We start from the raw sequence: 24,386 nt of genomic DNA, 5'->3' as shown, positions 1-24,386 counted from the left end.
GCTATCCTTCCTTAAATCAGGCTGCGGTAAATATCGACGGTCTGGGCGGCAATCGTAGCCCAAGAAAAATCACGAATGGCACGCTCGCGGCCGGCGCGCCCAAATTCGGCAGCGCGCTTTTTATCGGCGGCGACGTCATTGACCGCAGCGGCGAGGTCGGCCTCGAAGGCTGCGGTATCGGCGGCGTCATAATGCACTAGCACGCCGGTCTCACCATCGACTACTACCTCGGGAATGCCGCCCACGTTGGAGGCAACAACGGCCGTGCCACAGGCCATTGCTTCCAAGTTCACGATGCCCAGCGGTTCGTAGATGGACGGGCAGACAAAAACATCGGCACCGGTGTAAATCTGCTGGACCTCGTTGCGCGGGAGCATATCCTTGACCCAGAAAATGCCATCGCGCTGGGCTCGCAACTCATCGACCAGTGCCTCGGTCTCGGCCGCGATTTCGGGCGTATCAGGGGCGCCGGCACACAAGACCAGTTGGATGTCTGGATCGAATTTCTGCGCCGCCTGCAGCAGGTGCTTTACGCCCTTTTGCCGGGTGATGCGTCCGACGAAGGCAGCGATGGGGCGCTGCTTGTCGACGCCCAGCTTGTCCAAAACATCGCCCTCTCGCGGCTGCCATAGCTCGGTGTCGATGCCGTTGAGGACGACGTGGACCTTGGAGGCATCGATGCGCGGATAGGCATCGAGGATGGAGTCCTTCATACCGGCGGAGACGGCGATTACGGCATCGGCATATTCCATGGCGTTCTTCTCGGACCATGAGGAGATGTCATAGCCGCCGCCAAGCTGCTCGCGCTTCCAAGGGCGGTGCGGCTCGAGAGAGTGGGCGGTGACCACATGCGGAATATCATAAAGCCGGGCGGAGAGGTGGCCAGCAAGGCCCGTATACCACGTGTGGGAGTGGGCGATGTCGATATCGGAGGCGGCATCGGCCATGCGCAGCCCAGTGGACAAAGTCTGCAGCGCGCCATTAGCCCCCTCGAGTGCGGGGTCCACGCCGTGGACAAAGACGTATTTTTCTTCGCGCGGGGAGCCCATGCAGTGCACGGAGACATCGATGATATCGCGCATGAAACGGGTGAGCTCAGCTACGTGAACTCCGGCTCCGCCGTATATTTCCGGCGGGTATTCTTTGGAAAAGATTCCGGCTCTCATGCCCACCCAGAATACGTATCTCTGCTGTCATGTGCAGAATTCCGAGATGGGGGTAAAAATGTGCAAAGTTCTGCTGCGGAATGTGGGATTTGCGGATAGGTTTGAAAACGTGAGAAGCCTGCCGAATGTCCTAGCCATTGTCCTCGCCGGCGGTGAGGGAAAGCGCCTTTTCCCCCTGACCGAAGACCGCGCAAAGCCCGCCGTGCCCTTCGGTGGTTCCTACCGCCTCGTTGATTTCGTTTTGTCCAATCTGGTCAATGCCGGTTATCTCAAGATTGCGGTGCTGACTCAGTACAAGTCCCATTCTCTGGACCGCCACATTTCCCAGGCGTGGAACTTGGCGGGTCCGACTCCGCAGTATATTGCCTCGGTGCCCGCCCAGCAGCGCCGCGGCAAGCGCTGGTACAACGGCTCGGCAGATGCAATTGTGCAGTCGCTGAACCTCATTTATGACGAGAATCCGGATTATGTCATCGTCTTTGGTGCAGACCACGTATACCGCATGGATCCGGCACAGATGGTAGAAGAGCATATCGCCACCGGATTGGATTGTTCGGTGGCTGGTATTCGCGTACCGCGCTCGGAAGCGACGGCCTTTGGCTGCATCCAAGCCGATGGCATGGGCACGATCACGCAATTCGTGGAAAAGCCCGCGGACCCGCCGGCTACTCCGGATGATCCGAATATGAGCTATGCCTCGATGGGCAATTATGTCTTTACAGCGCAGGCGCTTATCGACGCCCTTTTGGAGGACGAAAAGAACGAGGACTCCGCCCACGATATGGGCGGCGATATTATCCCGTACTTTGTGGAGCGGGGACAGGCGCATGTGTACGATTTCATGGCCAATGAGGTGCCAGGGGCTACCGAACGTGACCACGGCTACTGGCGCGATGTCGGCACCATCGATTCCTTCTACGAGGCGCACATGGACATGATTTCGGTGCACCCGATTTTCAACCTTTATAACCAGAATTGGCCGATCCACTCCACGGATGATTCCAATTTCCCGCCGGCCAAGTTCGTGCAAAACGGCATCGCGCAGTCGTCGATGGTGGCCCCAGGCTGCATCGTCTCGGGCGGCACTGTGCGCAATTCAGTGCTGGCGTCCGATGTCCATGTGGCCGACGGAGCTACGGTCGAAGGATCAGTGATCCTGCCTGGCGTGCGTATCGGGCGCGGTGCAGTGGTGCGCCGCGCGATCCTAGATAAGAACGTCGTTGTTAGCGATGGCGCGATTATCGGAGTGGACCGCGAGCGTGATGAGGAGCGCTTTAAGGTTTCTGACGGCGGCGTGGTCGTCGTCGGCAAAAACCAGAAGGTCTAGAGCTTCGTCACGAGGGTGAGTCCGGAACCCAGCGGCAAGCGGGTTACGCTCGCCCCCTCGAGCTCGCGCAGGTACTCGTCTGCTTCGCGGGCGGCGGCGGTGTCGCGGTCGGTCCGGGAGGCGTCGGCAAGCGTGCCATCGAGCAAGGAATTAGCCAGGACTAATGTGCCGCGCTGGTGCAGCAGTGGCCACGCGGCCTTGATGATGGCTGGTAACTCGAGCGCGGCGACGTCGGCGTAGATGACCTGATAAGCATCGTTGGCGAGGCGACCCATGACCTCGAGCGGGCGCGATGGCAAAAAACGGCCGCGGGATGGCGCGTAGCCAGCCTCGCGGAATGCGGTCTTGGCGCTGCGCTGGTGCTCTGCCTCGGGGTCGATGCAGGTCAAAATGCCGTTATCGGGCATGCCGGCGAGCACATAGAGGCCCACTACATTGGCGGCCGGGGTAATGGCCACAGCTTGGGGACGCTCGGTGGAACCAGTGGAGGCAGCCGTCAGGGTGGTGAGCAGCTGGCCGGTGGATTCATCCGGGACTGGCAGGCCGTACTCTGCGGCATGGTCGCGTGCGCCACTTAGGGCCGGGGATGCTTCGCTGGTGGTCTCGATATAAGAACGCAGTGCTTCGTATGCGGTATTAGTCACGTAATAAACCATAGGGAAAAGTGTCCGCCAATGTGGCAAAAACGCGCTTAGCCAGCAAGGTTGTGGTCGGTGGGGATAATGTGACGGGCTCACAGGATATTATCAGCACTATGGCTGGAGTTTCTGTGCTGAGTGTAGAAAGATGACATGCATGACAAAGATGAAGCGCGATGCCGAATCCCTTCAACCTGCAACCTCTGAGGCAGAGTTGACCGGTACCGCAGCATTCGATGCTGGCACGGGCGACATGCCCGCTTGGGGTGACCTCGTGGCCGAGCACGCCGATGGGGTCTACCGCTTGGCTTATCGCCTGTCCGGCAATCAGCATGACGCCGAGGACCTCACCCAGGAAACCTTCATGCGCGTCTTCCGCTCCTTGGACAAGTATCAAGCCGGAACGTTTGAAGGCTGGTTGCACCGTATTACCACTAACCTCTTTTTGGATATGGTGCGTCACCGTTCCAAGATCCGCATGGAGGCCCTGCCAGAGGATTATGAACGCGTACCTGGTACGGATATGACCCCGGAGCAGGCTTATTCCGTGGCTAACCTGGATCCAGCTTTGCAGTCCGCGCTCGACGGCTTGGCTCCCGATTTCCGCGTGGCCGTGGTCTTGTGCGATGTCGTTGGGATGAGCTATGACGAGATTGCAGAGACCCTTGGTGTCAAGATGGGTACGGTGCGCTCGCGCATCCACCGCGGCCGTTCCCAGTTACGCGCGGCGCTAGAAAAAGAGGCGCAAACCAATGCGGAAACGCGCATGCTGCTGCGTACGCGCTAAACTTTAGAGAAACTGCATAGTCCCCGCTGCCGGCGGGGACTTTCCGCGTCAATGAAGGCCGAGCAACTAGTGGAGGAGGGATCGATGGACTCGCTGCGAGGACGCCGAACCTTGTCCACGCTGAGCGTGCACGGCGGATTTGATGCCGCCCAAGCCAAGGCTCGCGATAGGGCGAAGGCCAAGGCGCGGCGTAGCGATACCATCGGGCATTTGGGCCCAGAGGCGGTTGTTGCCTTTGTGGACGGCGAGATGGAGCCAAAATTTATGCACCGTGTGCGCATTCACCTGGTGCACTGCGCTGAATGCCGCGCGGATGTGCATCAGCAGCGTCGTGCCTCGGAATGGGTGCGCCACTGTGCGGAGTCCGCAACGGTCAAGGCGCCGCAATCCTTGCTCGCGAAGCTTGCAGGCATTGCCTCGGAGGGGGTAACCCCGGGGCCCGATGCAGCAACGCCAGCGCACCGGCCCCAGCAGGACTTCTTGGACAAGGTGGAGATGGTGGTTCGCGCAATCAAGCACAATCAGCGCGGCTAAGAGCGAAGGACTAGTATTTAAGCGTGTTTTCTTCCATTGGTTGGCCCGAGATTTTCGTCATTGTGCTCTTGGGCATCATCGTCATCGGCCCAGAACGCATGCCTGAGGTGATTAAGGACGTGCGCGCAGCCATTTATGCGGCGCGGAAGGCCATCAATAATGCCAAGGCGGAGCTCAATGGGGAGATGGGCTCTATCACCTCGGAATTTGATGATATCCGTGGCCCGCTTACCCAAGCCGCGCAGTGGACGCGTCTGGGGCCGAAGGGCGCAATCACCAAGGCTCTTTTCGACGGCGACGAATCCGCCTGGGATGACTTCAATCCCCAGAAGATGGCAGAAGATATTAAGAGCAATACCGCTCCCAAGGAGCCGGAACAGCAGCAACCGCAACAGCGCCCAAGCTTCGACTATTCCCAGGTTTATGCCGAGCAGCCGCAGCAGCCACAGCCACAGCCGCAGCAGCGCGCCGCAGCTTCGCAACCGCAATCAACGGTGCAGCCTGCGCCCGAGAAGAAACCGCCGCGCGGTGGGGAAGAATCCACCGGCGGCGGCATGTGGGAAGATGTAACCTAGGGTCTAGTTCACACCCAAGTTCAGGTTTTTACCCACTAGGGAATCGGAGCGGATGGCCAGCTTATCGGCCACCGCCTGGATCTGTTGGGCGGCGGGGGACTCGGGGGCATCTATAACGATCGGAGTGCCGGCATCGCCACCGCTGCGCAGGGTGGGATCCAGAGGCACCGAAGCCAGCAGTGGAACCTCATGGCCAAGAATGACGCCGAGGCGATCGGCCACAATCTGTCCGCCGCCGGTACCAAAGACATCCATGGTGGAACCATCCGGCATGACCATAGCGCCCATATTCTCAATCACGCCGGCCACGCGCTGGCGCGTCTGCTGGGAGATGGAGCCGGCGCGCTCTGCCACCTCGGCAGCTGCGGCCTGCGGGGTGGTTACGATAAGTAGCTCCGCATTAGGGATGAGCTGGGCCACGGACAGGGCGATATCGCCCGTGCCTGGAGGAAGATCCAGCAGGAGAACGTCTAGGTCACCCCAGAAAACATCGGCCAAGAACTGCTGCAATGCACGGTGGAGCATAGGTCCGCGCCAGACCACAGGGGCGTTGCCTTCGACGAATTGCCCGATGGAGATGTGCTTAATGCCGTGGGAAATCGGGGGCAAAAGCATCTCATCATCGAGAACGGTCGGGCCATCGGTGCAGCCCAGCAGATTAGGAACAGAGTGGCCGTAAATATCGGCATCGACGATGCCGACTTTAAGCCCCTTGTGCACCAGCGCTGCGGCGAGATTTACCGTCATCGAGGACTTGCCGACGCCGCCCTTGCCAGAAGCCACCGCAAAGACTCGCGTGGTGGATTCTGGCTTGGCAAACGGGATTTCCGGCTCAGCTTGGCCGCCACGGAGCTTCTTTTTCAGCTCGCGGCGCTGCTCATCGCTCATGGCTTCCATCGTCACGGTGACGTTTCCTACGCCCTCGATATCCTCTACCGCTGCGCGAGTATTGGACTCGATGGTGGACTTCATGGGGCAGCCGGCGATGGTGAGGTAAATTTCTACGGCTACATCGTTTCCGGTGACAGAAACTGATTTCACCATGTTGAGCTCGGTGATGGGGCGCCCGATTTCGGGATCTTCAACGCGGGAAAGTGCCTCGCGTACGGCGGATTCAGTAATAACGCTAGACATAACCCTTGCCATCTTAGTCGGGCCGCAACAGGAGGTAAACACGTCCTCGGTGTAGAATCATCTAGACGCTCGAGCGCCGCCAATCTGAAGGAGAATAGTATCGCCATGCGCAGCTGTGCCCGCCCTGCCCACGCCATTGCTGGCGTGGGGCTCTCTGCCATGCTGCTTACCGGCTGCTCCTCCCAGTTTGATGGAGATCCTTATGCGGATAATGTTAAGCGTGCGCCCGTTGGCATCATGGTAGATGCTGGTGAGACCGACCAAGTAGTGCTGGCGGAGATCTTCCGCCAAGAGCTGATCAGACAGGGGCGTGAGGCCTCCCTTGTTAGGGAGGATATTTTCCAAGAGTCTAAGTCCGGTCGCTATTTGAACCCTAATGGTAATTTTTATGTCGGCTGCACGGGGGCTTTTCTCAGCGTTCTCAATCCCGGTGAGGCGCGGGAAGTATCCAAGGACTATAGAAAAGCTCAGCAATCCTCCCAACCCGGCGGCGAGGACTACCTGGCGCGTACTCACATCGCTTTAATGTCTGCACTTCCAGGCGACCTAGCCGCGGTGGAACCATCCAGCGCCACTGGCTGTGAGGACGCGGAGCCAAAGCTCCCCGAGAATTTTGTGGCGCTCTACCAGGATGATCTCTTGGACCGCGAGGAACGCCAATCTATAGCTTCATTGACGAAGTTCATCACGCGAAAAGACATCTCTGAATTGGCGCAAGAGGCAGAGCAAAAAGGCGACGTGGCAAAAGTGGTTCGCACGTGGCTGCACGGCTCCGGCACGAAAATGCTCGATGAGGAAGGCGACTCAGATTCTTCCGGTGGGTCTGATCTCACCGGAGGCTCCAAATAGTTTTTCTTTGGCGGGTAGGCGAAAGTTTCCAGGCGTCGACAACTCGGAAACCACCAAGTCAAGTAAAATCAACGGGCCCGACAGCTCGTGGTTATCTGAACGGCGCCCAAAGCCTTCGAGATTGACGTAGATGCCAATTCCCGAACAATTCAGCAGGTCCCATCAACGGTGCTGTTGCGAACGCGGTCGGCCATAGCACAGCAATACCCTCACTCCCTCCCTTCGCGCTCACCGGCAGCGCACCTTTCTCGCATCGGGCACTCCCCGTGAGCGCGAAAGGAGTGAAGTGTGCGCTAAGAACGTGAGAGGCAAGGAGAGTCGAGTCAGAAGAAAGTTCTAGTTGAGAAGCGAGCCGAGTCCGTAGTTCCTGAGGAAGGTTGGCCCGCATGAGTAAACCCCAGTGAGGAGCCCTCACTGGGGTTTAAACGGGGCAGAGGTGACTAGACGTCAAAAGCCTCTTCCAGCAGGTTCTTCTGCTCAATCTGGTGCACCTTGGCATTGCCGGTAGCAGTCGAGGACTGGGCACGGCGGGAAACGCGAACCATCTCAGGCATATCTGGGATCAGGGTGCGCAGGTGCTCGTTGTAGAACGGCCATGGGCCCTGGTTGGCCGGCTCGTCCTGTACGAAGCGAACCTGGGTGGCATTCGGGTAAGCATCAAATGCCTCGCGCAGGCGGTTGAACGGAATCGGGTGAAGCATCTCCACGCGGACGATGGCGATGTCATCGCGGCCGTCGGCCTCGCGCTTCTTCTCCAGATCCCAGTACAGCTTGCCGGAGACCAGCATGATGGTCTTGACCTTGTCGGTATCGCCAACCTTCTTGCCGTCAACGTCAACGTAGTTCGGATCGTTGATAACGGACTGGAAGCGCTTGACCTCGGTGAAGTCTTCCACGGCGGAGGTGGCCGCCTTGTTGCGCAGCATGGACTTCGGGGTGAAGACGACCAATGGACGCTTCATCTCACCAAGTGCCTGGCGGCGCAGCAGGTGGAAGTGGTTAGCCGGGGTGGAAGGCTGAGCCACGGTCATGGAACCCTCAGCGCACAGCTGGAGGTAGCGCTCAATGCGGGCGGAGGAGTGGTCCGGACCCTGGCCCTCGTAGCCGTGCGGCAGGAGGAGCACCAGGCTGGACAGCTGGCCCCACTTGGCCTCACCGGAGGAGATGTACTCATCGATAATCGTCTGGGCGCCGTTGGCGAAGTCACCGAACTGTGCCTCCCACGCCACGAGGGCGTCTGGGTTGCCCACGGTGTAGCCGTATTCGAAGCCCATGCCAGCGTACTCGGTCAGCGCGGAGTTGTAGACCATGAACTTGCCACCGTTGCCCTTAGAAGCGGCGATGGCGTGCATCGGGTTGTACTCATTGCCGTTGCGTGGGTCGAAAGCGACTGCGTGGCGCTGGGTGAAGGTGCCGCGGCGGGAATCCTCGCCGGCCAGGCGGACGACCTTGCCCTCGCCGGCCAGGGAACCGAAGGCGATGAGTTCGCCCCAGCCCCAGTCGATGCCGCCCTCACGAGAGGACTTCTCGCGATCCTTGGCTACCTTGCCCACACGCTTGTGGTACTCGAAGTCCTCTGGTGGGTTGCCATAGGCGGCACCCAGCTCGGCGAGTTCCTCGGCGGTGATGGAGGTATCCAGGCCGCGGGTGAGCTCCTGGGAGGAGGTGATGCCAGTCTGCTCCTTCGGGCGAGCCTTGCCAGCTTCCTTGTGCTCGGCAAAGACGGACTCCATCTGATCGTGGAAGTCACGTGCGGCTGCTTCGGCGTCTTCGGCGGAGAGGTCACCACGGCCGATGAGGTCGTTGGTGTAGTGCTCGCGCACTGCCTTGTGCTCGTCGATGACAGAGTAGAGCTCCGGCTGGGTCATGGATGGGTCATCGGCCTCATTGTGACCGCGCAGGCGGTAGACCATGAGGTCGATGAAGACATCCTTGCCAAACTGGCGGCGGTACTCGGCAGCCATCTGGCCCACCCAAACAACAGCCTCTGGGTCGTCGCCATTGACGTGGAAGACCGGGCAGTCGAAGCCCTTGGCCAAGTCGGTGGCGTAGTGGGTGGAACGGCCGGAATCCGGGGTAGTGGTGAAGCCCACCTGGTTATTAACCACGATGTGGACGGTGCCGCCGTTGGTATAACCGCGCAGCTGGGACAGGTTGATGGTCTCCTGGACGATGCCCAGGCCGGTGAAGGATGCATCGCCGTGGAGCATGACCGGAACAACGGTGTGGCCCTCTGGGCCCTTGTCCAAAATGTCCTGCTTAGCGCGCGCGATGCCTTCCATGACTGGGTCCACGGCCTCGAGGTGGGACGGGTTGGCGGCAAGGGTGACCTTGATTTCGCCATCGCCGAACATCTGGAGGTGGTGGCCCTCGGAACCCAAGTGGTACTTAACGTCGCCGGAGCCGCCGAGCTGGCCGCCCTTGTAGTTGCCGTCGAACTCGCCGAAGATATCGGCCAGCGGCTTGCCCACGATGTTGAACAGGACGTTCAGGCGGCCGCGGTGCGGCATGCCGATGACGACCTCGTCCAAATCCTGGCCGGCAGCGGTATCGATGATGGAATCCAGCAGCGGGATGAGGGTCTCAGCGCCCTCGAGGGAGAAGCGCTTCTGGCCTACATACTTGGTCTGCAAGAAGTTCTCGAATGCCTCGGCGGCATTAACCTTCTGCAGGATGTACTTCTGCTCCGCATTGGTGGGCTTAGGCATGCCAGCCTCGAGGCGGTCCTGCAGCCAGCTGCGCTCATCACGGTCCAAGATGTGGGTGTACTCGGAGCCGACCTTCAAGGTATAGGCGGCGCGCAGGCGGGACAGCACCTCGCGCAGAGTCATCTGCTCCTTGCCGCCAAAGCCACCGACGTTGAAGGTGCGGTCCAGATCCCAAATGGTGAGGCCGTGGGTCGCAATGTCGAGGTCGCGGTGATCCGGGTTAGGCAGGCCCGGCTGTACCCAGCCCAGCGGGTTGGTATCGGCCAGCAGGTGGCCGCGGGAGCGGTAGGACTCGATGAGCTGCATGACGCGGGTGTTCTTGTCCACGCCGGAGTTCGGCACGTCCTGTGCCCAACGGAATGGCTCATAAGGCACGCCCATGGAGGAGAAGAGGTCGTCCCAGAACGCGCCGTCGACAAGCAGCTGGCCAATGGTGCGCAAGAATTCGCCGGACTCTGCACCCTGGATAACGCGGTGGTCATAGGTGGAGGTCAAGGTAACCAGGCGGCCTACGCCTAGGTCAGCCAAGCGATCTGCGGAAGCACCGGCGAACTCGGCCGGGTAATCCATAGAGCCCACACCGATGATGGAGCCCGCGCCCTTAGTCAGGCGGGCGATGGAGTGGCGGGTGCCGATGCCGCCCGGGTTGGTGAGGTTAATGGTCACACCAGAGAAGTCATCCATGGTGAGCTTGTTCTTGCGGGAACGGGTAACAATGTCCTCATATGCCGCAACAAATTCGGAGAAGGACTTGGTCTCGCACTCCTTAATGGCGGCAACGACCAGCGCACGGGAGCCATCCTTCTGCGGGAGGTCAATAGCTAGGCCCAGGTTGATGTGCTCGGGCTGGATGACAAAAGGCTTGCCATCCTTGAGCTCGTAGCGCACGTTCATATCTGGGTGCAGCTGCACGGCCTTGACCATGGCGTAGCCGATGATGTGGGTAAAGGAGATCTTGCCACCGCGGGTGCGCTTGAGGTGGTCATTGATCATGGAACGGTTTTCCCACATGAGCTTGACCGGCATATCGCGCACGGTGGTAGCGGTAGGAATCTCCAGGGACTCTTCCATGTTCTTAGCAATGGCCTTGAACATTCCCTTGAGCTGGCGCTCTTCGCCGCCCTTGTAGTCCGCAATATGGTCCAGCGGGGACTCAGACTTCTTCACGGACTGCTGTGCCTTAGCGGACTTCTCCTGTGCCTTGGACACGGACTTATCCACGTTGGTTTCGCGGACCTCCTGCTTGCGGGCGGTAGTAGTACCCTCAGTCTTCTTCGCGGCTGGCTTAGACGGCTTCGCGGCTTCCTTGGCTGGGGCCTTAGACTTAGGCGCGCCGTTTGCCTCGAAGTAGTCGCGCCACTCCTTATCTACGGAGCTCGGGTCCTTGGAGTACTGCTGGAACTGCTCGTCTATCAGCCACGCATTGGGGCCGAAGATATTCGATGTGCTCACGGCAGGTATTCGCCTCATTTCTCTGCTTTAAAATGGTCGTTTATTCGACTTTAGTGCGGCCTTTGTACGAGCGCATACGTCACCCGCCAAAGAGTCTGCCTACATGATACGGGGCATACCCCTAAACTCACTATGTTAGGGGTATCAATAGCCCCACTTTCCGGTTTCTGGCTACCCCTAGCCTTAGGTAAGGGGGGAAAGCTGCTCGCCGGCGTGCTCGATGACCTGCTTAGCCAGCTTGCGATTGGCGGTGGTGCCTAATACCGCGCCAATGCCCATGGGCATCAGTTTGCTTACCCACGCCCACTTGAGGCGTTTGGTGACTTGCTTGGTAAAAAGCTTGGTCAGGCGGCCGTTGATGCCAGATAGAGTGGGGCCGGAGAATCGGGACAGGGTGGCGGCCGAGCGCATGCCCGCCACGCTATTGAGATCGCCCACGAAGGTATCCACCAAAGCGGACCCCTTTGAACCGGTCAGCACCAAAAGTACAAGGGCGCGGCGGCGCTCGGGGGGACTTGATGTCATCGCCACGCAGGTAGGCAGAAGCCAAGATGTACCAAGCTGCGGCCTCTAAGAAAACCACGGACTCGCCAGCGATGGTGGCAGCGCCGGTTACCAAACCAACGCCCGGGATGGCGGCGGATGCACCTGCGGCCGCACCGGTACCGGAGGTGATATTAAGGAAGTGCTTGTCAATGAGCTCCTGCAGCTTTTGTGGGCTTGCGCCCTTATTGCGCTTTTTCAGGCTCTCGACATACTTGATGATGACGCCAGATTGTATCGATACCGCCCGGTCCAAAGAGTTGAGCAGGGCGGAGGTAAAGCGGTTGCTGTCCTCCGGATCGATGTCATAGGTATCGACGGTATCCACCTCGGTGGAGTTGTCCTTTTTATCTTTAGTAAATAAACCCATGTTTCCTTCTCTTTCGCTAAAAATTATCCGTGCCCAGCATAGTAAAGGCTGCATTAATGTGCCGCCGCGCCGCAATCAGATCGCCCTGGGCGTGCAGGCCACCTAAGCTAGTGGACATGGTTAGGCCGCACGAGAATTACCGCGATTCCGGGGATGTCTTCCCGGAGGAGTCCTCCGCGGCGGCGCGCCTGAAGGCGGAGCAGGCGCACGAACGCGCCCGCCGCGCCTACGAGGAAGCTCGAAACGCCCTGGCAGATGAGCTGACGGTGCGCACCACCTCTGGTTGGGTACGCGGTGTTATTGAAGAGGATCTGCGCCCCGATCGCCCCATTAGCGCCGGGCCGGTGTTGACGTGGCGCGGAATCCCGTTTGGAGATACCACCGCTGGGGACAACCGCTTCCGCGCCCCGCAGCCCGCGCCGGCGTGGGAGGGCGTGCGCGATTGCAGTCAATTCGGCCCGCCGGCCCCGCAGCCCACGTATTCCTGGACCGACCGCATTATTGGATCTGAGGATTGCCTGCACCTAGATATTGTGCGCCCACGCACCGAAAAGAAGCTTCCCGTGGTGGTCTATTTACACGGCGGCAGCTTCATTATGGGTTCGTCTCATATGCTCATGCTTCGTGGTTTCGAGCTAGCCACCCGCATGGACGTGGTCTACGTATCCATCAATTTCCGCCTTAACTCTTTGGGCTATTTGGACCTGCGAAGTCTAGGCGGCGACTGCAGTGCCAACCCGGCGGTGGCTGACCAGATTTTGGCATTGCAGTGGGTGCGCGAAAATATCGCTGCCTTTGGCGGTGACCCTGACTCTGTCACCCTCATGGGCGAGTCTGCCGGCGGTGCGGCCGTATTGACCCTGATGACGAGCCCGCCCGCAGAGGGTCTATTCCATCGCGCCATCGCCCAGTCCCCGCCGATCGCCATGATTCACTCACGGGCTCAATCCACCTTGTGGGCGCGCGAGCTGGTTCACCGGTTGGCCTTGCCGCGCCGCACCTCGGTAGAGGATTTGCGCCAGGAAAACTTTGCTGATTTGGTGCGCTCCGGCCAGTCCATGATGTGGCGGGCAGGCGAGCTTATTCACCTTAATTCCTGTTATGCCCCCACGGTAGATGATGAGCTTATTCCAGAACACCCCATCGCCGCCTTTGAAAACGGCCACCAGCACCAGGTTCCGCTGCTCATCGGAACGAACTCGGACGAGGCTAGCTTTGGCAAATTCCTCTTCCAACGCCAAAGCTCCCGCGAGCGCGCCGCCCTGCGCCTATTGGCCTCCTTCGATCCCCAGCATGCCCCTGAGGTGGTTGCCGCTTATGACGGCGCAGTGGCCCGGGAGGACTTTGCGCACCTGCTTGCCGACGCCCTCTTTTGGGCACCCTCCACCCGCATCGCCGCCGCCCACGCGCAGGTGGCACCGACGTGGATGTACCGCTTCGACTTCGCCTCTGCCGTACTCAAGTGGTTGGGCCTAGGCGCCATGCACTCGATGGAGCTGGGCAACGTCTTTGGTGACCCACATTCTTCGCGCGCGTCCTTCCTTACTAATTGGGGCTCGCGCGCGGAGATGGAAGAACTTACCGCCACCATGCAGCAGCACTGGTCCGCCTTTATCCACGGTGGCCGCCCGAAGATGAGCTGGCCGCGCTACGGGCTCAAGCAGCGGGCCACCATGATCTTTGATGCCGAGGCCTATATTGAAAACGCCCCGCACGAGCTTAAGCGGCAAGCGTGGGAGGGATACCACATGTTGGAGTGGGGAAGTGGGCGCCCAGAGCTGGTGAAATCTTTGGGCTTTCAACCATACGGGTGGGAATAGCGGTAGACTCCACAGTGACCGCGGGCGGCGGCTTGCCTACCGTGGGGACCTCTGCTTCCGAAGGATGGATTTTAAACCACCATGAGCTTTTTCGAAGATATTGCTTCTGCATTGGATGCCGAGGGCATCGAGTCCCGCGTCAATGATGACGTCATGTTCGTTCCAATCACCTCTGATCTGGAAATCCAATTTATTGAAATCGATCCGCTCCTGCCTGCAGCAAATGTCTATATCGCTGCGGCAGACGTTGATGAAGACGATGAGGAATTTGAGGCAGTCTTGGTCTCCGTCGCCTTCTCTGTAGATGACGCCGTGGAGGCGGTTTCTCGCCACATCGCTACCGACCAGGTGGTCACCGTCCTGCGCGACCTGCTGGAGGGCACCGATGAACGCATTGCGGAACTAGAATTTTCCCAAGATGAGCTCAACCCGCACCTTGTCGTGGCTGAAGTGGCCAATGACTCGGAGCTGCGCGTGCTTGTGGAAACCATTGACGGTGTCCCTTCTGCCATCGTCCGCTTCCTCGCTTTCGACTTCGACGAAGACGATCTAGATGACATGGAAGATGAGGCAGTTACCCTCGCCTGGGAAGTTGATGAAGAGGATGAGGATCTCGATGAGGCCGACCGCCTCGCCCTCTTTGATAACGCCGACTTTGATGATGTCCCCATCGTGGAGGTTCCTGCCGAGGCCCTCGAGCTTGGTACCTATACCGATTTCGATCGCCTCTTCGACGTCCTGGGGCTTGTCTCTGAGCAAGCTTTGGACTGGGAAGCGCAGCTCGTATCCTTCGATGATGAAGACTATGAAGAACCGGACGTCTACGACATCTTCGGTGAGGATGACGGGGACGAAGAGGAGGACTACTTCGACAACGATGATGCCGACGTGGACGATGAATCCGAGGCCGAAGCAGCTGAAGAAAAGTAAACCCTGCCTCCCATAGCCCAGCTCACCGTCTTCTTGCGGTGAGGCTGGGCCTTTCTCTTTTTCAAAGCATCATTGCAGGTAGGTGTATAGATTATATATTCCTTATTGTCTTGCTACTTTCACGCGCCGGCAACTAGGCTTTAGAAGGTTCCCGGCTTGGGGCTGAAAATCCGCCCCAGGCCAAACCTTATGAGGAGTAGAAAACCATGGCAGTGAACCGCGATACTACGTGGCGATTCGTTCTTGTCGTTGTCGCCGTAGCACTCTCGCTTGCCGCGTGGTTTTGCACCGTCCTTGGCGTGTACTCCACGGTGACCGAGACTTTTGAATCTTATCTGACCGCCAGCGTCTGGGTGCTGCTCTTGGTGGCCGCGGTGCTGTTATACACCTCGCAGTATGGGTTGGTGCCCAATTGCATCCTCTTGTATCCCATCTTCGGTGCCTCGATAAATTTATTGCTGGGCTCATTGACGGTGCGCTCGCAAATCCCGTTGTTCTTCGATGCTGTGGGCACCTCCATCGTGGCAATCATCGCCGGTCCTGTGCTGGGCATGGCCACGGGCTTGACCACCACGGTGTTGGGAGGAGTGTATTTTGCCTATGATCTCGCCTTTGCTCCTGTGGGCATCTTTATCGGCGCCGCCGTGGGGTTGATGGCCCGCCGCGGGGTATTTAATAGGCTCTCGTCGATCATTTTTTCCGGCTTCGGTATGGGCATCGGCTGCGGCGTGATGAGCGTATATGTCCTGATCTTTTCGTTCAGCGGGCGACCCCGCCAGGGCCCGCAAAACCTTACCAAGTTCTATGAGCTGATCTTTCAAGATGAACGCCTAGCCATCATCCTGCAGGGCCTTACCTCTGACGTCTTGGATAAGGTCTATACCGTTCTCATCGCCTGCGTGATCCTGCGTTTTATGCCCAAGGCAATCGCTCGACACTACACAGTGACCTTCAATCGCGAGGTCTTGAGAAAGATCCTTTACGCGCCTGACCCGAATGCAACACCGGATGTGCCGGGGAAGCAAACAAAACAGCCCGCGACCGCTTAGGCGGCTTGGGTCAAGCCGACGAATAGCGACTCGGGGGAGCGGACGGGCTGATAAGAGCTATCCACTAGCCACACATAGGTGGCATTGGGGCCGCGAGAGACCTCGTGAACAGCATCCACCATCTCCGTCGGCACAAGCGTGCGTACCCAGCCTTCGGCCACGGCAGGGTCCACCGGCTGGCCAAAGTTTTCGGTTATGCGGATGGTGATGAGGTATGCGGGAATGCGGTCTTGCCCAAAGCCACGCACCCGGGCCTTTACGCGCGAACCCACGCGGTGGCGGGTAATGCTCATGCAGTAGTCTCCGCCCGGTCCACCCGCGGCGGTGGGCAGCTGCTTGAGCGGTGGACGCCAGGTGGGAGTTGGGCGCGCCAGGGAACGTGGGTGGTGCAGGATAGCGGTAATGGACTTGATGGTGTCGTATTCGTGGTAAAGCAGGTCCGCGGCAATCTCGCTAGCGGAACGTGGGAGGAACATCGGGGTGGACTGGGGAAAGTTCTTTTGTGCTTTGTACATGGCCATCACCTTAGGGTCCCGTGCGGACACAAGCCTGCGCCATTAGAACACACGTACGACGGGCGATCGAAAATGGCTTTCCAGTAACTGAAGGATTAGAGTTGCAGCCGATATGATGAATACGCAGAGTGGGGAAATAAGCCCAGAACAAAAACCGCACATTCCACGCGAGATCTGGGTTATGGTCACCGCCGCATTCATCATCGCGTTGGGATATGGTCTCATCGCTCCGCTCTTGCCGCAGTTTGTGGTGAGCTTCGATGTCTCCATGGCCGCCGCGGGCCTGGTGGTCTCCATCTTCGCCGCCTCGCGCCTCCTTTTCGCGCCGATGTCTGGCTCCTTGGTGGATCGCGTTGGTTCACGCCGTGTCTACCTCATCGGGCTCATGACCGTCGCGGTAACCACAGGACTCGTCTCCATTGCTCAAAGCTACTGGCACATCGTAGCCCTGCGCGCCCTAGCCGGCATTGGTTCGACCATGTTCACGGTCTCGGCCATGGGTCTTATTGTGCGCATGTCCCCGCCGTCGATTCGCGGCAAGTGTTCTGCCACCTATGCCACGGCCTTCCTGCTAGGAAACGTTGCTGGCCCGGTTCTCGGCGCCAGCCTGTCCTTCCTGGGCTTTCGTTGGCCATTTTTCATCTACGGTGTAGGCGTCGCACTCGCCGCATTCGTCGTTTGGTGGCAAATGCCCCGCGTCAACCACAAGCAGGCCAATAAGGATAAACTGCCGCCCATGCGCCTGCAGGAAGCCTGGGGCGATACCGCCTATCGCGCGGTATTAACTTCCAACTTTGCACATGGCTGGATCAATATGGGCGTGCGCGTATCCGTCCTGCCTCTTTTTGCCGCCTCTATCTTCCACAATGGCGCCGCGGCATCCGGCCTTGCGCTAGCAGTCTTCGCCGCTGGGAACGCCATCGTCTTGCAATTTTCGGGCAGGTGGTCCGATATCCACGGCCGCAAGCCACTCATCCTCATCGGCCTGGTCGGTTCCGCCATTTTTATGGTGCTCATGGGCATGGCTACCAGCGTCTGGTTCCTCCTGCTCGTGTCCGCCTTCGCCGGCGCATCCTCCGGGCTCATTAACCCCTCCCAGCAGGCCGCAGTGGGCGACATTGTGGGCAATGAGCGCTCCGGCGGCAAGGTACTATCCACCTTCCAGATGGCCGGAGACTTCGGCCAAATCTTGGGCCCCATGCTCATTGGCCTGCTTGCCGACGCCTCCGGCTTCCCCCTCGCCTTCACCGTCTGCGGAGCCATCGCCTTCATCGGCATCATTGCCTGGGCATTCGGCCGCGACCCACACGCTGAGGTAGGGAATAAGCCGAAGCGGGTGCCGCAGGAGAACTAAGCATTTGGAGTTGGGCTAGAAAAGTTCAGCCAATTGGGAGACGCATAGATAAACGAAGGCGACGGAGATAATCGCCATCAAGGTGTTGACGAACCAGCCATTTCTCCATTTCTTTGGCGTGTGTCTGGTATTCAGCAATACCAGGAGGGTCAGGCCTAAAAAGGGCATGAAAAGTGAGCCGAGGACTCCATAAGCGATGATGAGCCCAGTTGGCTTTCCAAGGAGAAGCAACAACATTGGTGGAAAGGTTAGCCAGATGAGATAAGCGCGGTAATACTTTCCACCGGTACTTGTCCTCGGATCGCCTTGCGGAATCTTTTTGAGGTGGCCAATATAGTCGGCGAACATGAGGGACACGCCGTTCCAAACGCCAAGGCAAGAGGAGAATGCGGCAGAGAAAAATCCGATGATGAACATTTTAGAGATGAAGGTTCCGTAGCGGTCCTCAAGTACATCCGCCATATCAACGAGGCCCTGATCGTTATCGGATACGGCGACGTTGGCGCTGTAAAGAAGCTCGGCGCCCAGCACGAGTGTAGCTAGAACGAAGATTCCGGTTACTGCGTAAGCCACCGCATTGTCCATCCGCATAACGTTCATCCATTTCGGTGTGTACCATTCCTTCTCACGAAGCCAGTAGCCGTAGGCGGCAAGCGTAATTGTGCCGCCGACTCCGCCGACGATGGACAGTACATAGACGAAGGAGCCATGGGAAACTTGAAAAGTTGCAATATATCCAACCGCTAGGCCGCGTGAAACAGGTAACTACCATGGGCGGAGTGGTAGGGGAATGAAGCTCCGGCCTGGGGTGACACGGTTACCCATTAGTGGGGGTAGCCGGACAACCCGAGTAACTGGCGTGGTCATGGCTTTTATCGCGCAGGGTCTACTTATTGCTATGGCCTGAAGTCGGGGACGTGTATCCCAGGGGTGTAACGCCTGGTAGACTCCCCGCCTTGATTTACCCCCTAATGGGTAACTTAAACGTCTACCGTCGTGCCCCAGGACGGTCAGGATGGATAGCCCTCATGTCCGGCCCGTGTCGTATGGTGTGTTTATGAACCGGTTTCAATTCTGGGAATGGGGTTTATGGCCCTGGCTGGGTGACGTTATCGCCTCCCAGCCGTTCCTCACTCTCATGGTGCCCGTGGCCACTCTCACGGGCGTGGTAATCACCACGAAAAGTAATGAACGTATCCGCCGCCGGGAACTCCAGGGGGAGGGAGAACGGTGGCGTTATGAGGTTGTGAAAGATAGCGCGGCGGTGCAACGCCAGGCGGTCCTCACGTTCCTGGCGGCGGTGGCAAACCTACAGGGCAAAATGGAGGCTAAAGCCAACGGAGCCGCCCTGGGGTACATGTCAGAAATAGATCAACTCGTTGATGATGAACCCGGAGACTATGAGGTGGTTAACGGCCAAATGGATACGGTCCGCTGGTTTCTGAATGAGGCCATTACACGCGTCCTCACGCTGGAGTTGTCACTGGCGGACCCGGTGGTCCGTTCTAACGCCGTGGTCGTCCGCCAGGCTATGGAGACGGACAAGTCTAGGTACTACGCGCCGGAGGGAGAACCGAAACAGATACTCCCTAGTCCCTATGTTGATGAATTACTAACGGAGACTTACCCCATGTCTAAGGCTGTAGAGACGGCCCTGGAGGACTTGAAAGAAACGGCCATTAACCGCCTCCACCCGCTCCCGCCGGAGGTGTCAGTGGAACAGCCACAGTCGAACTGGTGGCCGTTCGGAAAGAGGGGTACGCCATCGACTGCGAAAAGAAGTAGAAGATGACATGGCCCACACCAGTTACTTTTACATGGGTTTTAGGGGAAGGTGCGCGAGTTTCCAGCGCCACAATCTCGTTGACTTCACAAACTTCCCAGGGCTCGATTTTGACAGCCGGGACTTAAAGCCCTGCACCGTCCACCAAGGATTGTTGGTTCGTTCAAGTATCTTCATAACGTCTGCTTGCTGGGTCTGATTTTGAATACGTCGCCAATACCGTTTGAGCAATGGATTAGTGGACCACACCGGTTTGTATGTCAATGAGAGAGACTCACCTAGTCCGATTGCGCAACCGACAACAATCTCTCCCCGCCCATCGCACCTCATTTCGCTTATGTGACCGCGAAAACCGTCTTTGGGATAAATCAGGTCACTACCTTTTTCGAGCGCAAAAGTGTCCCCAAAAACGACCGTGCGAAACCCGTTGTTCCGTAGTAGCGCCGTTTCGTCATCAATGCGTCGGAGTTCTAAGCGTGGGCGAGAGGTCCGTTCAATAAAACCGAGAGTAGAGGCAACCAAAAGACCAGATATAACGCCCGAGACGGTTCCGTCTGTGATCCCGTTTGACCAGCACATTGAATGAGGTTTCCTTTACATAAATTCCATCACTGGGCGTTTGGATATTCTACCTAACGCATACGAAAAGGACCCCGCCTTGAACTGGCCCCCGAAAATTGGACTGGTTTAATTCTAGGCGGTTAGGGCTTCAAGGGTCTGATCTCGATATAGGGGGGCAAAATACCAGGAAGTCTACCGACCCATTTCTCGCCACCCATGGAACATGATGTTTCCGGTAGCAAGGCTATACCGTCCAACACCTTCGACCAGAACAATTTTCATAATCGTACCGATTATGACTGCCCACAAGAGAGCGTATCCATAACTTTGACCGGCAATCATGGTGGCAACTAGGTCTGCTGCGCTGACATCTGTTGCTGCAGCAACTAGTCCAGGTCCGACTAAAGTCCATTTCACTTTTGTCTGGTTGGATGAACTCGTGTCAGGCATGCCCCCTGCGGGGTGGGCGGAACTCGATTCGCTGGTCTGGCTTATGGCACCCTCTCGATTGATTGTGTTTCTAGTCACTGGAAGGAGAGCGTTGCCTACTATCAGGAAATGGGAAATTCTATTCCCCAAGTGAAAATTTATGCCACTGTTCTCCCCGCAGCATAGAGAGCCTTAGGCATCGACCTTTGGAGCTTCCATTCAAATTGGATCGGCTTTTCCCCATGGTGAGATACATAATCCACAGCGCCTAAATAGGTATAGGCGCTCGCTGTACCGACTTCGTTTTTCTTATTAAAGCGCGAGGCTATGAGAATCTTGCCATCACGATTCTGATGGCCGATGTAGCGTTTAGCCGCCTTCGACTTCAGCGTCGTTGTTGATTGAGATTCCCAGTGCAATAGATCGGGTGAAATTGGATAGTCTCGGTAATTCGTAGAGGCACTTACCTGTTCGTCTTTTTGAAACGTCACCAAGAACAGGTCCGTATTGATATCCGGGAAGTATTTCACGCCCTCGCGGGGAAGGTTTACAAGTTGTGCAAGGCTCCCAGTCTCCAAAGCGCCAATTAGTTCGGCCAATGAATAATCCGCGTGCGTTTCCAACACAGACGTCTCGCTATGCTGCGGAATGATTCGAGAAGAGTCACTGCACAGTTGCATAACCTGTTGCAATTCCCAAGCGACCTGCGGGTGCTGGCGCAAAATTGTCAGTGCCTTGTCATAGGAACCGGGATGCGGAGAATTTGAGTTCGCCCAGAACCCGAGGACGAGCATTCGGGTGAAGGCTTGATCGGATTGGGCCATGTCGGCGTAGTGGAGATCTGGGGTGGAGAGGATGCGCAGATAGGCGTCGACTCGGTGCGGATCGTTGACGTGCAGGAAAACCCGAATCCGATTGAGCAGAAATGTTTCAGTCTCATTGGCGTTCTGCTGAATAAGGCCTTCTTCACGAAGAAGCCGCGTCCACGAATATTTTGAGGGGCGGTAGATATCTTCTAGCTGGAGATTTGATTCCTCAAGGAACTCTTTAAGATCTGTAGTTCGAATTTCAGAAAGTAATGCACGTACTTTGCGTAGTGAATTTCGTGAGATCTTCTTGACATTGCGAAGAACCTGCTCGGTTGTCGTTTGGTCTAGCTGAATATGTGACCCCGGCGGAGTTGTGGGAAATCCCTGTTCAATTTCTTCGGTCAAGCGCTTGCCCCGTTTCCGTGTTAGGGCATGGAACTTTCGCTCGAAATCAAAATCCGCATGCTGCTGGCCAATGAAATCGAAAATGACACAGGAGTCTTTACCTGGAGATAGACGGAGACCGCGACCTAGTTGTTGCAGAAAGACCACGGGGCTTTGCGTCGGGCGGAGCAAAAGTAGGGTGTTAACAGCAGGAATGTCTACGCCCTCGTTAAATATATCTACAGAAAACAGAACTTTGACCTCACCAGCCTCCAGATCTCTAATGGCCTGGGCCCGCTCGGCGGCGGAGAGTTCGTTCGTTACAGCGCGCGCTGGGATTCCAAATTGTTGGAATTGCGTTGCCATATATTTTGCGTGAGCGACAGTGACGCAAAAACCGATGGCTTTCATCTCCGAGAGATCGAAGATGCGCCGGTTCAGCTCGTTAATAATGAAGCGGGTGCGCTTTTCTCCTGCTTTGATGTAGAACTCGGAGAGCTCTCTGGAGTTATAGTCTTTCTTGCCTCGGATCCAGGTCAACGAAGAAAGATCCGTCCCATCAGCGATCCCGTAGTAATGCATGGGAACTAACAGCTGCAAACGCAAAGCATCCCACAAGCGCAGTTCATGGGCTACGCGATAGTCAAAGTACTTCTGAACGTTTTCGCCATCACCACGTTCCGGCGTAGCTGTTAAGCCTAAGAGCTCTCGTGGTTGGAAGTGGTCTAAAAGCGCGTTATAGGTGGGAGCTTGTGCGTGATGAAACTCGTCGATTATTACGACATCAAAGCGTTTGGGATCTAGCTGTTCTAGACGGGAAGCACGTAGGGATTGCACGCTGGCAAAGACAAAATCCCAATGGTGCGGCTCGGCGCCGTCGACAAGCAGCTCGCCAAAGTCTGCGTCTTTGAGAACTTCCCGGAATGTCCGTCGGGCTTGGTGAAGAATCTCCTTCCGGTGAGCCACGAAGAGCAATCGGGGACGTCGCTTCCATTGTTCGCAAAGATTTCGATAATCCAGTGCAGCAACTACGGTCTTTCCAGTTCCTGTCGCAGCTACCAGGAGGTTTCGATGTCGATCCTTTATCTCCCGCTCTGACCGCAACGCCTCGAGCATTTCTTCTTGGTATGGGTAAGGCGTTACCTCTAGGCCAGAAAGCTCCAATTGGCGTAGTGCTCCGGACGATTCACCGCCTTTGGCTATGCGTAGAGACCGCTCGAGACGCTCCATGTCACTATTTGGGACGAAGGTTTTAAAGTGGCTGTCGTGCCAGTAACTATCGAAAGTCTTGATGAACTTATCAATCACTTCCGGTGTTGCGGTGTTAGAGCCGCGGACATTCCATTCCCAACCATCGACAAGTGCTGACCTTGACAGGTTAGAACTACCAATAAATGCAGTGTCGAAACCGGATTTTCGGCGGAACAGCCAAGCCTTGGCATGAAGGCGAGTGGATTTGTGTTCATAGCAAATTTTCACGTCTGCCTGATACTTCTCGACCAATCGCTTGAGCGCGGCTGCGTCAGACGCACCGCAGTACGTAGAAGTAAGAAGGCGGAATGGGATTTTGTTATCGCGAAGATACTCCAGCTGTCTATCGAGGACGCTAATGCCGGAATTCTTGATGAAAGCGCACAGCAGGTCTACCGAATCGGCCGTTTTAATTTCTCTTTCGATCTCGCTGGTTAAACTAGATTCTCCCCGGGCATTGGTAAATAGTGCGCTCTTGGTGAGTGAAACGTCAGGAAGGAGGGGAGGATCCGCTAATCCGGAGTTGTACACAGCATAGAGGAGCTCCTCGGAATCGATTCCTTCATCATCGCCCAGCAGAAGCGCAATGGCGTTGATGAGGGCAACGCGGTCCTCGGGCGACTTCAAACCGCGGAGACGGTGCTCTAAGAGTGAGCCGATGTGTTGAGAAACCGCCGAAGTATAGCGGCCCTGAGCTTCCTGATCGGAGCTTCTCCCAATACCGAATCCTGCAGCAGGGTGTTGGTTTAGCGTTTCCTCCATTCGCTCGCGAATACGGGTCGTAATGGGGGTTTCGTATACACCGAAAGGTAGGGAGGAATCGGGACTGATGCTCATAATGACCAAATTCTAAAGGCTGGGCATCCTAAAGTGGCATAAGAGAGCATTAGTGACTAAATATTCTCCCGCTGGTGTTGCGTCTAGCGGAGGATGTCCGCCGAATGCTGACGAAAGGACACTACGAAAGAAAGGAACTTTCGTTCCTTAGTTGTGAGTAGAAGCTAATGCTTCTACCGCTGGAATATCAGCGGGAGCCCAGTCCAAACTGGTGGCCTCTGCGGGGGTAACCCATTGTGCAAGGTCATGGTCGGTCAGGTGGAGATCGCCGTCAATAAGCGTGCAATAGAAAGTCGTTAGCTCAATAGTGGCGAATTCGTACTCGTAGGTTGTTGTCGCGACCTTAGCTCCCACCTCGGCTTTGAGGTTGAGCTCTTCGTGTATTTCTCGAGCTAGGGCTTGCTGAGGTGTTTCACCAGGCTCTATTTTTCCACCTGGGAACTCCCAGAGACCTTCTAGTGGCTTGCCTGGCTTCTTGCGGCAGGCGAGGAAGCGCTGACCGTCATGGAAGACAGCGCCGACGACGCGGATGGGTTTAGACATGACTCTATTGTGCCTTGGATCTCGAAAACGTCTAGACA

The 24,386-nt window shown here is 57.3% G+C and carries 21 protein-coding genes; 10 read left to right on the top strand and 11 right to left on the bottom strand.

The features are described from left to right. Positions 1 to 11 precede the first annotated feature (11 nt). Positions 12 to 1,166 carry a glycogen synthase gene (gene glgA / locus ACLI1L_RS08280; protein ID WP_394286343.1) on the bottom strand — a complete coding sequence of 385 codons (1,155 nt, stop codon included), beginning with the start codon at positions 1,164 to 1,166 and terminating at the stop codon, positions 12 to 14. Between the two features lie 109 nt (positions 1,167 to 1,275). On the opposite strand from glgA, the gene glgC reads away from it, so the two are divergent. Further along, positions 1,276 to 2,493, top strand: coding sequence for a glucose-1-phosphate adenylyltransferase (gene glgC, locus ACLI1L_RS08275; RefSeq protein WP_086588169.1), 1,218 nt, complete (start codon positions 1,276 to 1,278; stop codon positions 2,491 to 2,493). Here glgC and ACLI1L_RS08270 read toward each other — a convergent pair. After that, the gene (locus ACLI1L_RS08270) at positions 2,490 to 3,137 is read right to left on the bottom strand and encodes an O-methyltransferase (protein ID WP_086588168.1); all 648 of its coding nucleotides are present in this window, start codon (positions 3,135 to 3,137) and stop codon (positions 2,490 to 2,492) included. The two genes, glgC and ACLI1L_RS08270, sit on opposite strands and share 4 nt — an antisense overlap. 151 nt (positions 3,138 to 3,288) lie before the next feature. Between ACLI1L_RS08270 and sigE the strand changes: the two genes are divergently transcribed. The 3 genes from sigE to ACLI1L_RS08255 all read left to right on the top strand — a co-directional run bounded on the left by sigE (position 3,289) and on the right by ACLI1L_RS08255 (position 5,027). Next, on the top strand, positions 3,289 to 3,918 hold the full coding sequence (sigE, locus tag ACLI1L_RS08265) for an RNA polymerase sigma factor SigE (RefSeq protein ID WP_034656442.1): 630 nt from the start codon (positions 3,289 to 3,291) through the stop codon (positions 3,916 to 3,918). 84 nt (positions 3,919 to 4,002) lie between these two features. Beyond that, complete coding sequence (locus ACLI1L_RS08260) at positions 4,003 to 4,452, top strand: anti-sigma factor family protein (RefSeq protein ID WP_086588077.1); 450 nt, start codon at positions 4,003 to 4,005, stop codon at positions 4,450 to 4,452. 23 nt (positions 4,453 to 4,475) lie between these two features. Continuing rightward, a complete protein-coding gene (locus ACLI1L_RS08255; protein ID WP_411707326.1) occupies positions 4,476 to 5,027 on the top strand; it encodes a twin-arginine translocase TatA/TatE family subunit in 552 nt (183 codons plus the stop codon). 3 nt (positions 5,028 to 5,030) lie between these two features. On the opposite strand, the gene ACLI1L_RS08250 is transcribed toward ACLI1L_RS08255, so the two are convergent. Further along, positions 5,031 to 6,161 (bottom strand): Mrp/NBP35 family ATP-binding protein, encoded by a 1,131-nt coding sequence (locus ACLI1L_RS08250; protein WP_023021827.1) that lies wholly within the window; start codon positions 6,159 to 6,161, stop codon positions 5,031 to 5,033. Between the two features lie 105 nt (positions 6,162 to 6,266). On the opposite strand from ACLI1L_RS08250, the gene ACLI1L_RS08245 reads away from it, so the two are divergent. Beyond that, positions 6,267 to 7,010, top strand: a complete 744-nt coding sequence (locus tag ACLI1L_RS08245; protein WP_411707325.1) for a hypothetical protein — start codon at positions 6,267 to 6,269, stop codon at positions 7,008 to 7,010. Between the two features lie 440 nt (positions 7,011 to 7,450). Here ACLI1L_RS08245 and ACLI1L_RS08240 read toward each other — a convergent pair whose 3' ends face one another. The 3 genes from ACLI1L_RS08240 to ACLI1L_RS08230 form a co-directional block, all read right to left on the bottom strand. Then, entirely contained in the window at positions 7,451 to 11,170 is a 3,720-nt protein-coding gene (locus tag ACLI1L_RS08240; RefSeq protein WP_411707324.1) for a multifunctional oxoglutarate decarboxylase/oxoglutarate dehydrogenase thiamine pyrophosphate-binding subunit/dihydrolipoyllysine-residue succinyltransferase subunit, read from the bottom strand. Positions 11,171 to 11,353: 183 nt separating this feature from the next. Then, the gene (locus ACLI1L_RS08235; protein WP_411707323.1) at positions 11,354 to 11,620 is read right to left on the bottom strand and encodes a hypothetical protein; all 267 of its coding nucleotides are present in this window, start codon (positions 11,618 to 11,620) and stop codon (positions 11,354 to 11,356) included. Then, a complete protein-coding gene (locus tag ACLI1L_RS08230; RefSeq protein WP_411707322.1) occupies positions 11,592 to 12,083 on the bottom strand; it encodes a hypothetical protein in 492 nt (163 codons plus the stop codon). Before ACLI1L_RS08230 ends, ACLI1L_RS08235 begins: the two co-directional genes overlap by 29 nt. 116 nt (positions 12,084 to 12,199) lie before the next feature. Between ACLI1L_RS08230 and ACLI1L_RS08225 the strand changes: the two genes are divergently transcribed. The 3 genes from ACLI1L_RS08225 (at position 12,200) to ACLI1L_RS08215 (ending at position 15,882) form a co-directional block, all read left to right on the top strand. Beyond that, positions 12,200 to 13,903, top strand: coding sequence for a carboxylesterase/lipase family protein (locus ACLI1L_RS08225; protein ID WP_411707321.1), 1,704 nt, complete (start codon positions 12,200 to 12,202; stop codon positions 13,901 to 13,903). A gap of 81 nt (positions 13,904 to 13,984) precedes the next feature. Continuing rightward, positions 13,985 to 14,833 carry a DNA primase gene (locus tag ACLI1L_RS08220; protein WP_086588071.1) on the top strand — a complete coding sequence of 283 codons (849 nt, stop codon included), beginning with the start codon at positions 13,985 to 13,987 and terminating at the stop codon, positions 14,831 to 14,833. A gap of 206 nt (positions 14,834 to 15,039) precedes the next feature. Beyond that, positions 15,040 to 15,882 (top strand): hypothetical protein, encoded by an 843-nt coding sequence (locus tag ACLI1L_RS08215; protein ID WP_411707320.1) that lies wholly within the window; start codon positions 15,040 to 15,042, stop codon positions 15,880 to 15,882. Here the strand turns inward: ACLI1L_RS08215 and ACLI1L_RS08210 are convergent. Next, on the bottom strand, positions 15,879 to 16,397 hold the full coding sequence (locus ACLI1L_RS08210; RefSeq protein WP_244169519.1) for a hypothetical protein: 519 nt from the start codon (positions 16,395 to 16,397) through the stop codon (positions 15,879 to 15,881). The genes ACLI1L_RS08215 and ACLI1L_RS08210 overlap by 4 nt on opposite strands. A 112-nt stretch (positions 16,398 to 16,509) precedes the next feature. Here ACLI1L_RS08210 and ACLI1L_RS08205 point away from each other — a divergent pair, with 112 nt between their 5' ends. After that, the gene (locus ACLI1L_RS08205; protein WP_086588068.1) at positions 16,510 to 17,751 is read left to right on the top strand and encodes an MFS transporter; all 1,242 of its coding nucleotides are present in this window, start codon (positions 16,510 to 16,512) and stop codon (positions 17,749 to 17,751) included. A 15-nt stretch (positions 17,752 to 17,766) separates the two neighbouring features. On the opposite strand, the gene ACLI1L_RS08200 is transcribed toward ACLI1L_RS08205, so the two are convergent. Continuing rightward, positions 17,767 to 18,483, bottom strand: coding sequence for an Nramp family divalent metal transporter (locus ACLI1L_RS08200; protein WP_411708366.1), 717 nt, complete (start codon positions 18,481 to 18,483; stop codon positions 17,767 to 17,769). A 325-nt stretch (positions 18,484 to 18,808) separates the two neighbouring features. Between ACLI1L_RS08200 and ACLI1L_RS08195 the strand changes: the two genes are divergently transcribed. Further along, positions 18,809 to 19,543 (top strand): hypothetical protein, encoded by a 735-nt coding sequence (locus ACLI1L_RS08195; protein ID WP_411707319.1) that lies wholly within the window; start codon positions 18,809 to 18,811, stop codon positions 19,541 to 19,543. A 744-nt stretch (positions 19,544 to 20,287) separates the two neighbouring features. On the opposite strand, the gene ACLI1L_RS08190 is transcribed toward ACLI1L_RS08195, so the two are convergent. The 3 genes from ACLI1L_RS08190 to ACLI1L_RS08180 all read right to left on the bottom strand — a co-directional run bounded on the left by ACLI1L_RS08190 (position 20,288) and on the right by ACLI1L_RS08180 (position 24,348). Next, a complete protein-coding gene (locus ACLI1L_RS08190; RefSeq protein WP_411707318.1) occupies positions 20,288 to 20,545 on the bottom strand; it encodes an Nramp family divalent metal transporter in 258 nt (85 codons plus the stop codon). 137 nt (positions 20,546 to 20,682) lie between these two features. Beyond that, positions 20,683 to 23,805, bottom strand: coding sequence for a DUF3427 domain-containing protein (locus ACLI1L_RS08185; RefSeq protein ID WP_411707317.1), 3,123 nt, complete (start codon positions 23,803 to 23,805; stop codon positions 20,683 to 20,685). A gap of 147 nt (positions 23,806 to 23,952) precedes the next feature. After that, on the bottom strand, positions 23,953 to 24,348 hold the full coding sequence (locus ACLI1L_RS08180; protein ID WP_411707316.1) for a (deoxy)nucleoside triphosphate pyrophosphohydrolase: 396 nt from the start codon (positions 24,346 to 24,348) through the stop codon (positions 23,953 to 23,955). Positions 24,349 to 24,386 lie beyond the last annotated feature (38 nt).

Source organism: Corynebacterium sp. LaCa117, from assembly GCF_046717765.1.
In the GTDB taxonomy this organism is placed as follows: domain Bacteria; phylum Actinomycetota; class Actinomycetes; order Mycobacteriales; family Mycobacteriaceae; genus Corynebacterium; species Corynebacterium kefirresidentii.
Note: the sequence above shows the minus strand (reverse complement) of the source record. Positions and strands in the feature narration are given on the sequence as shown.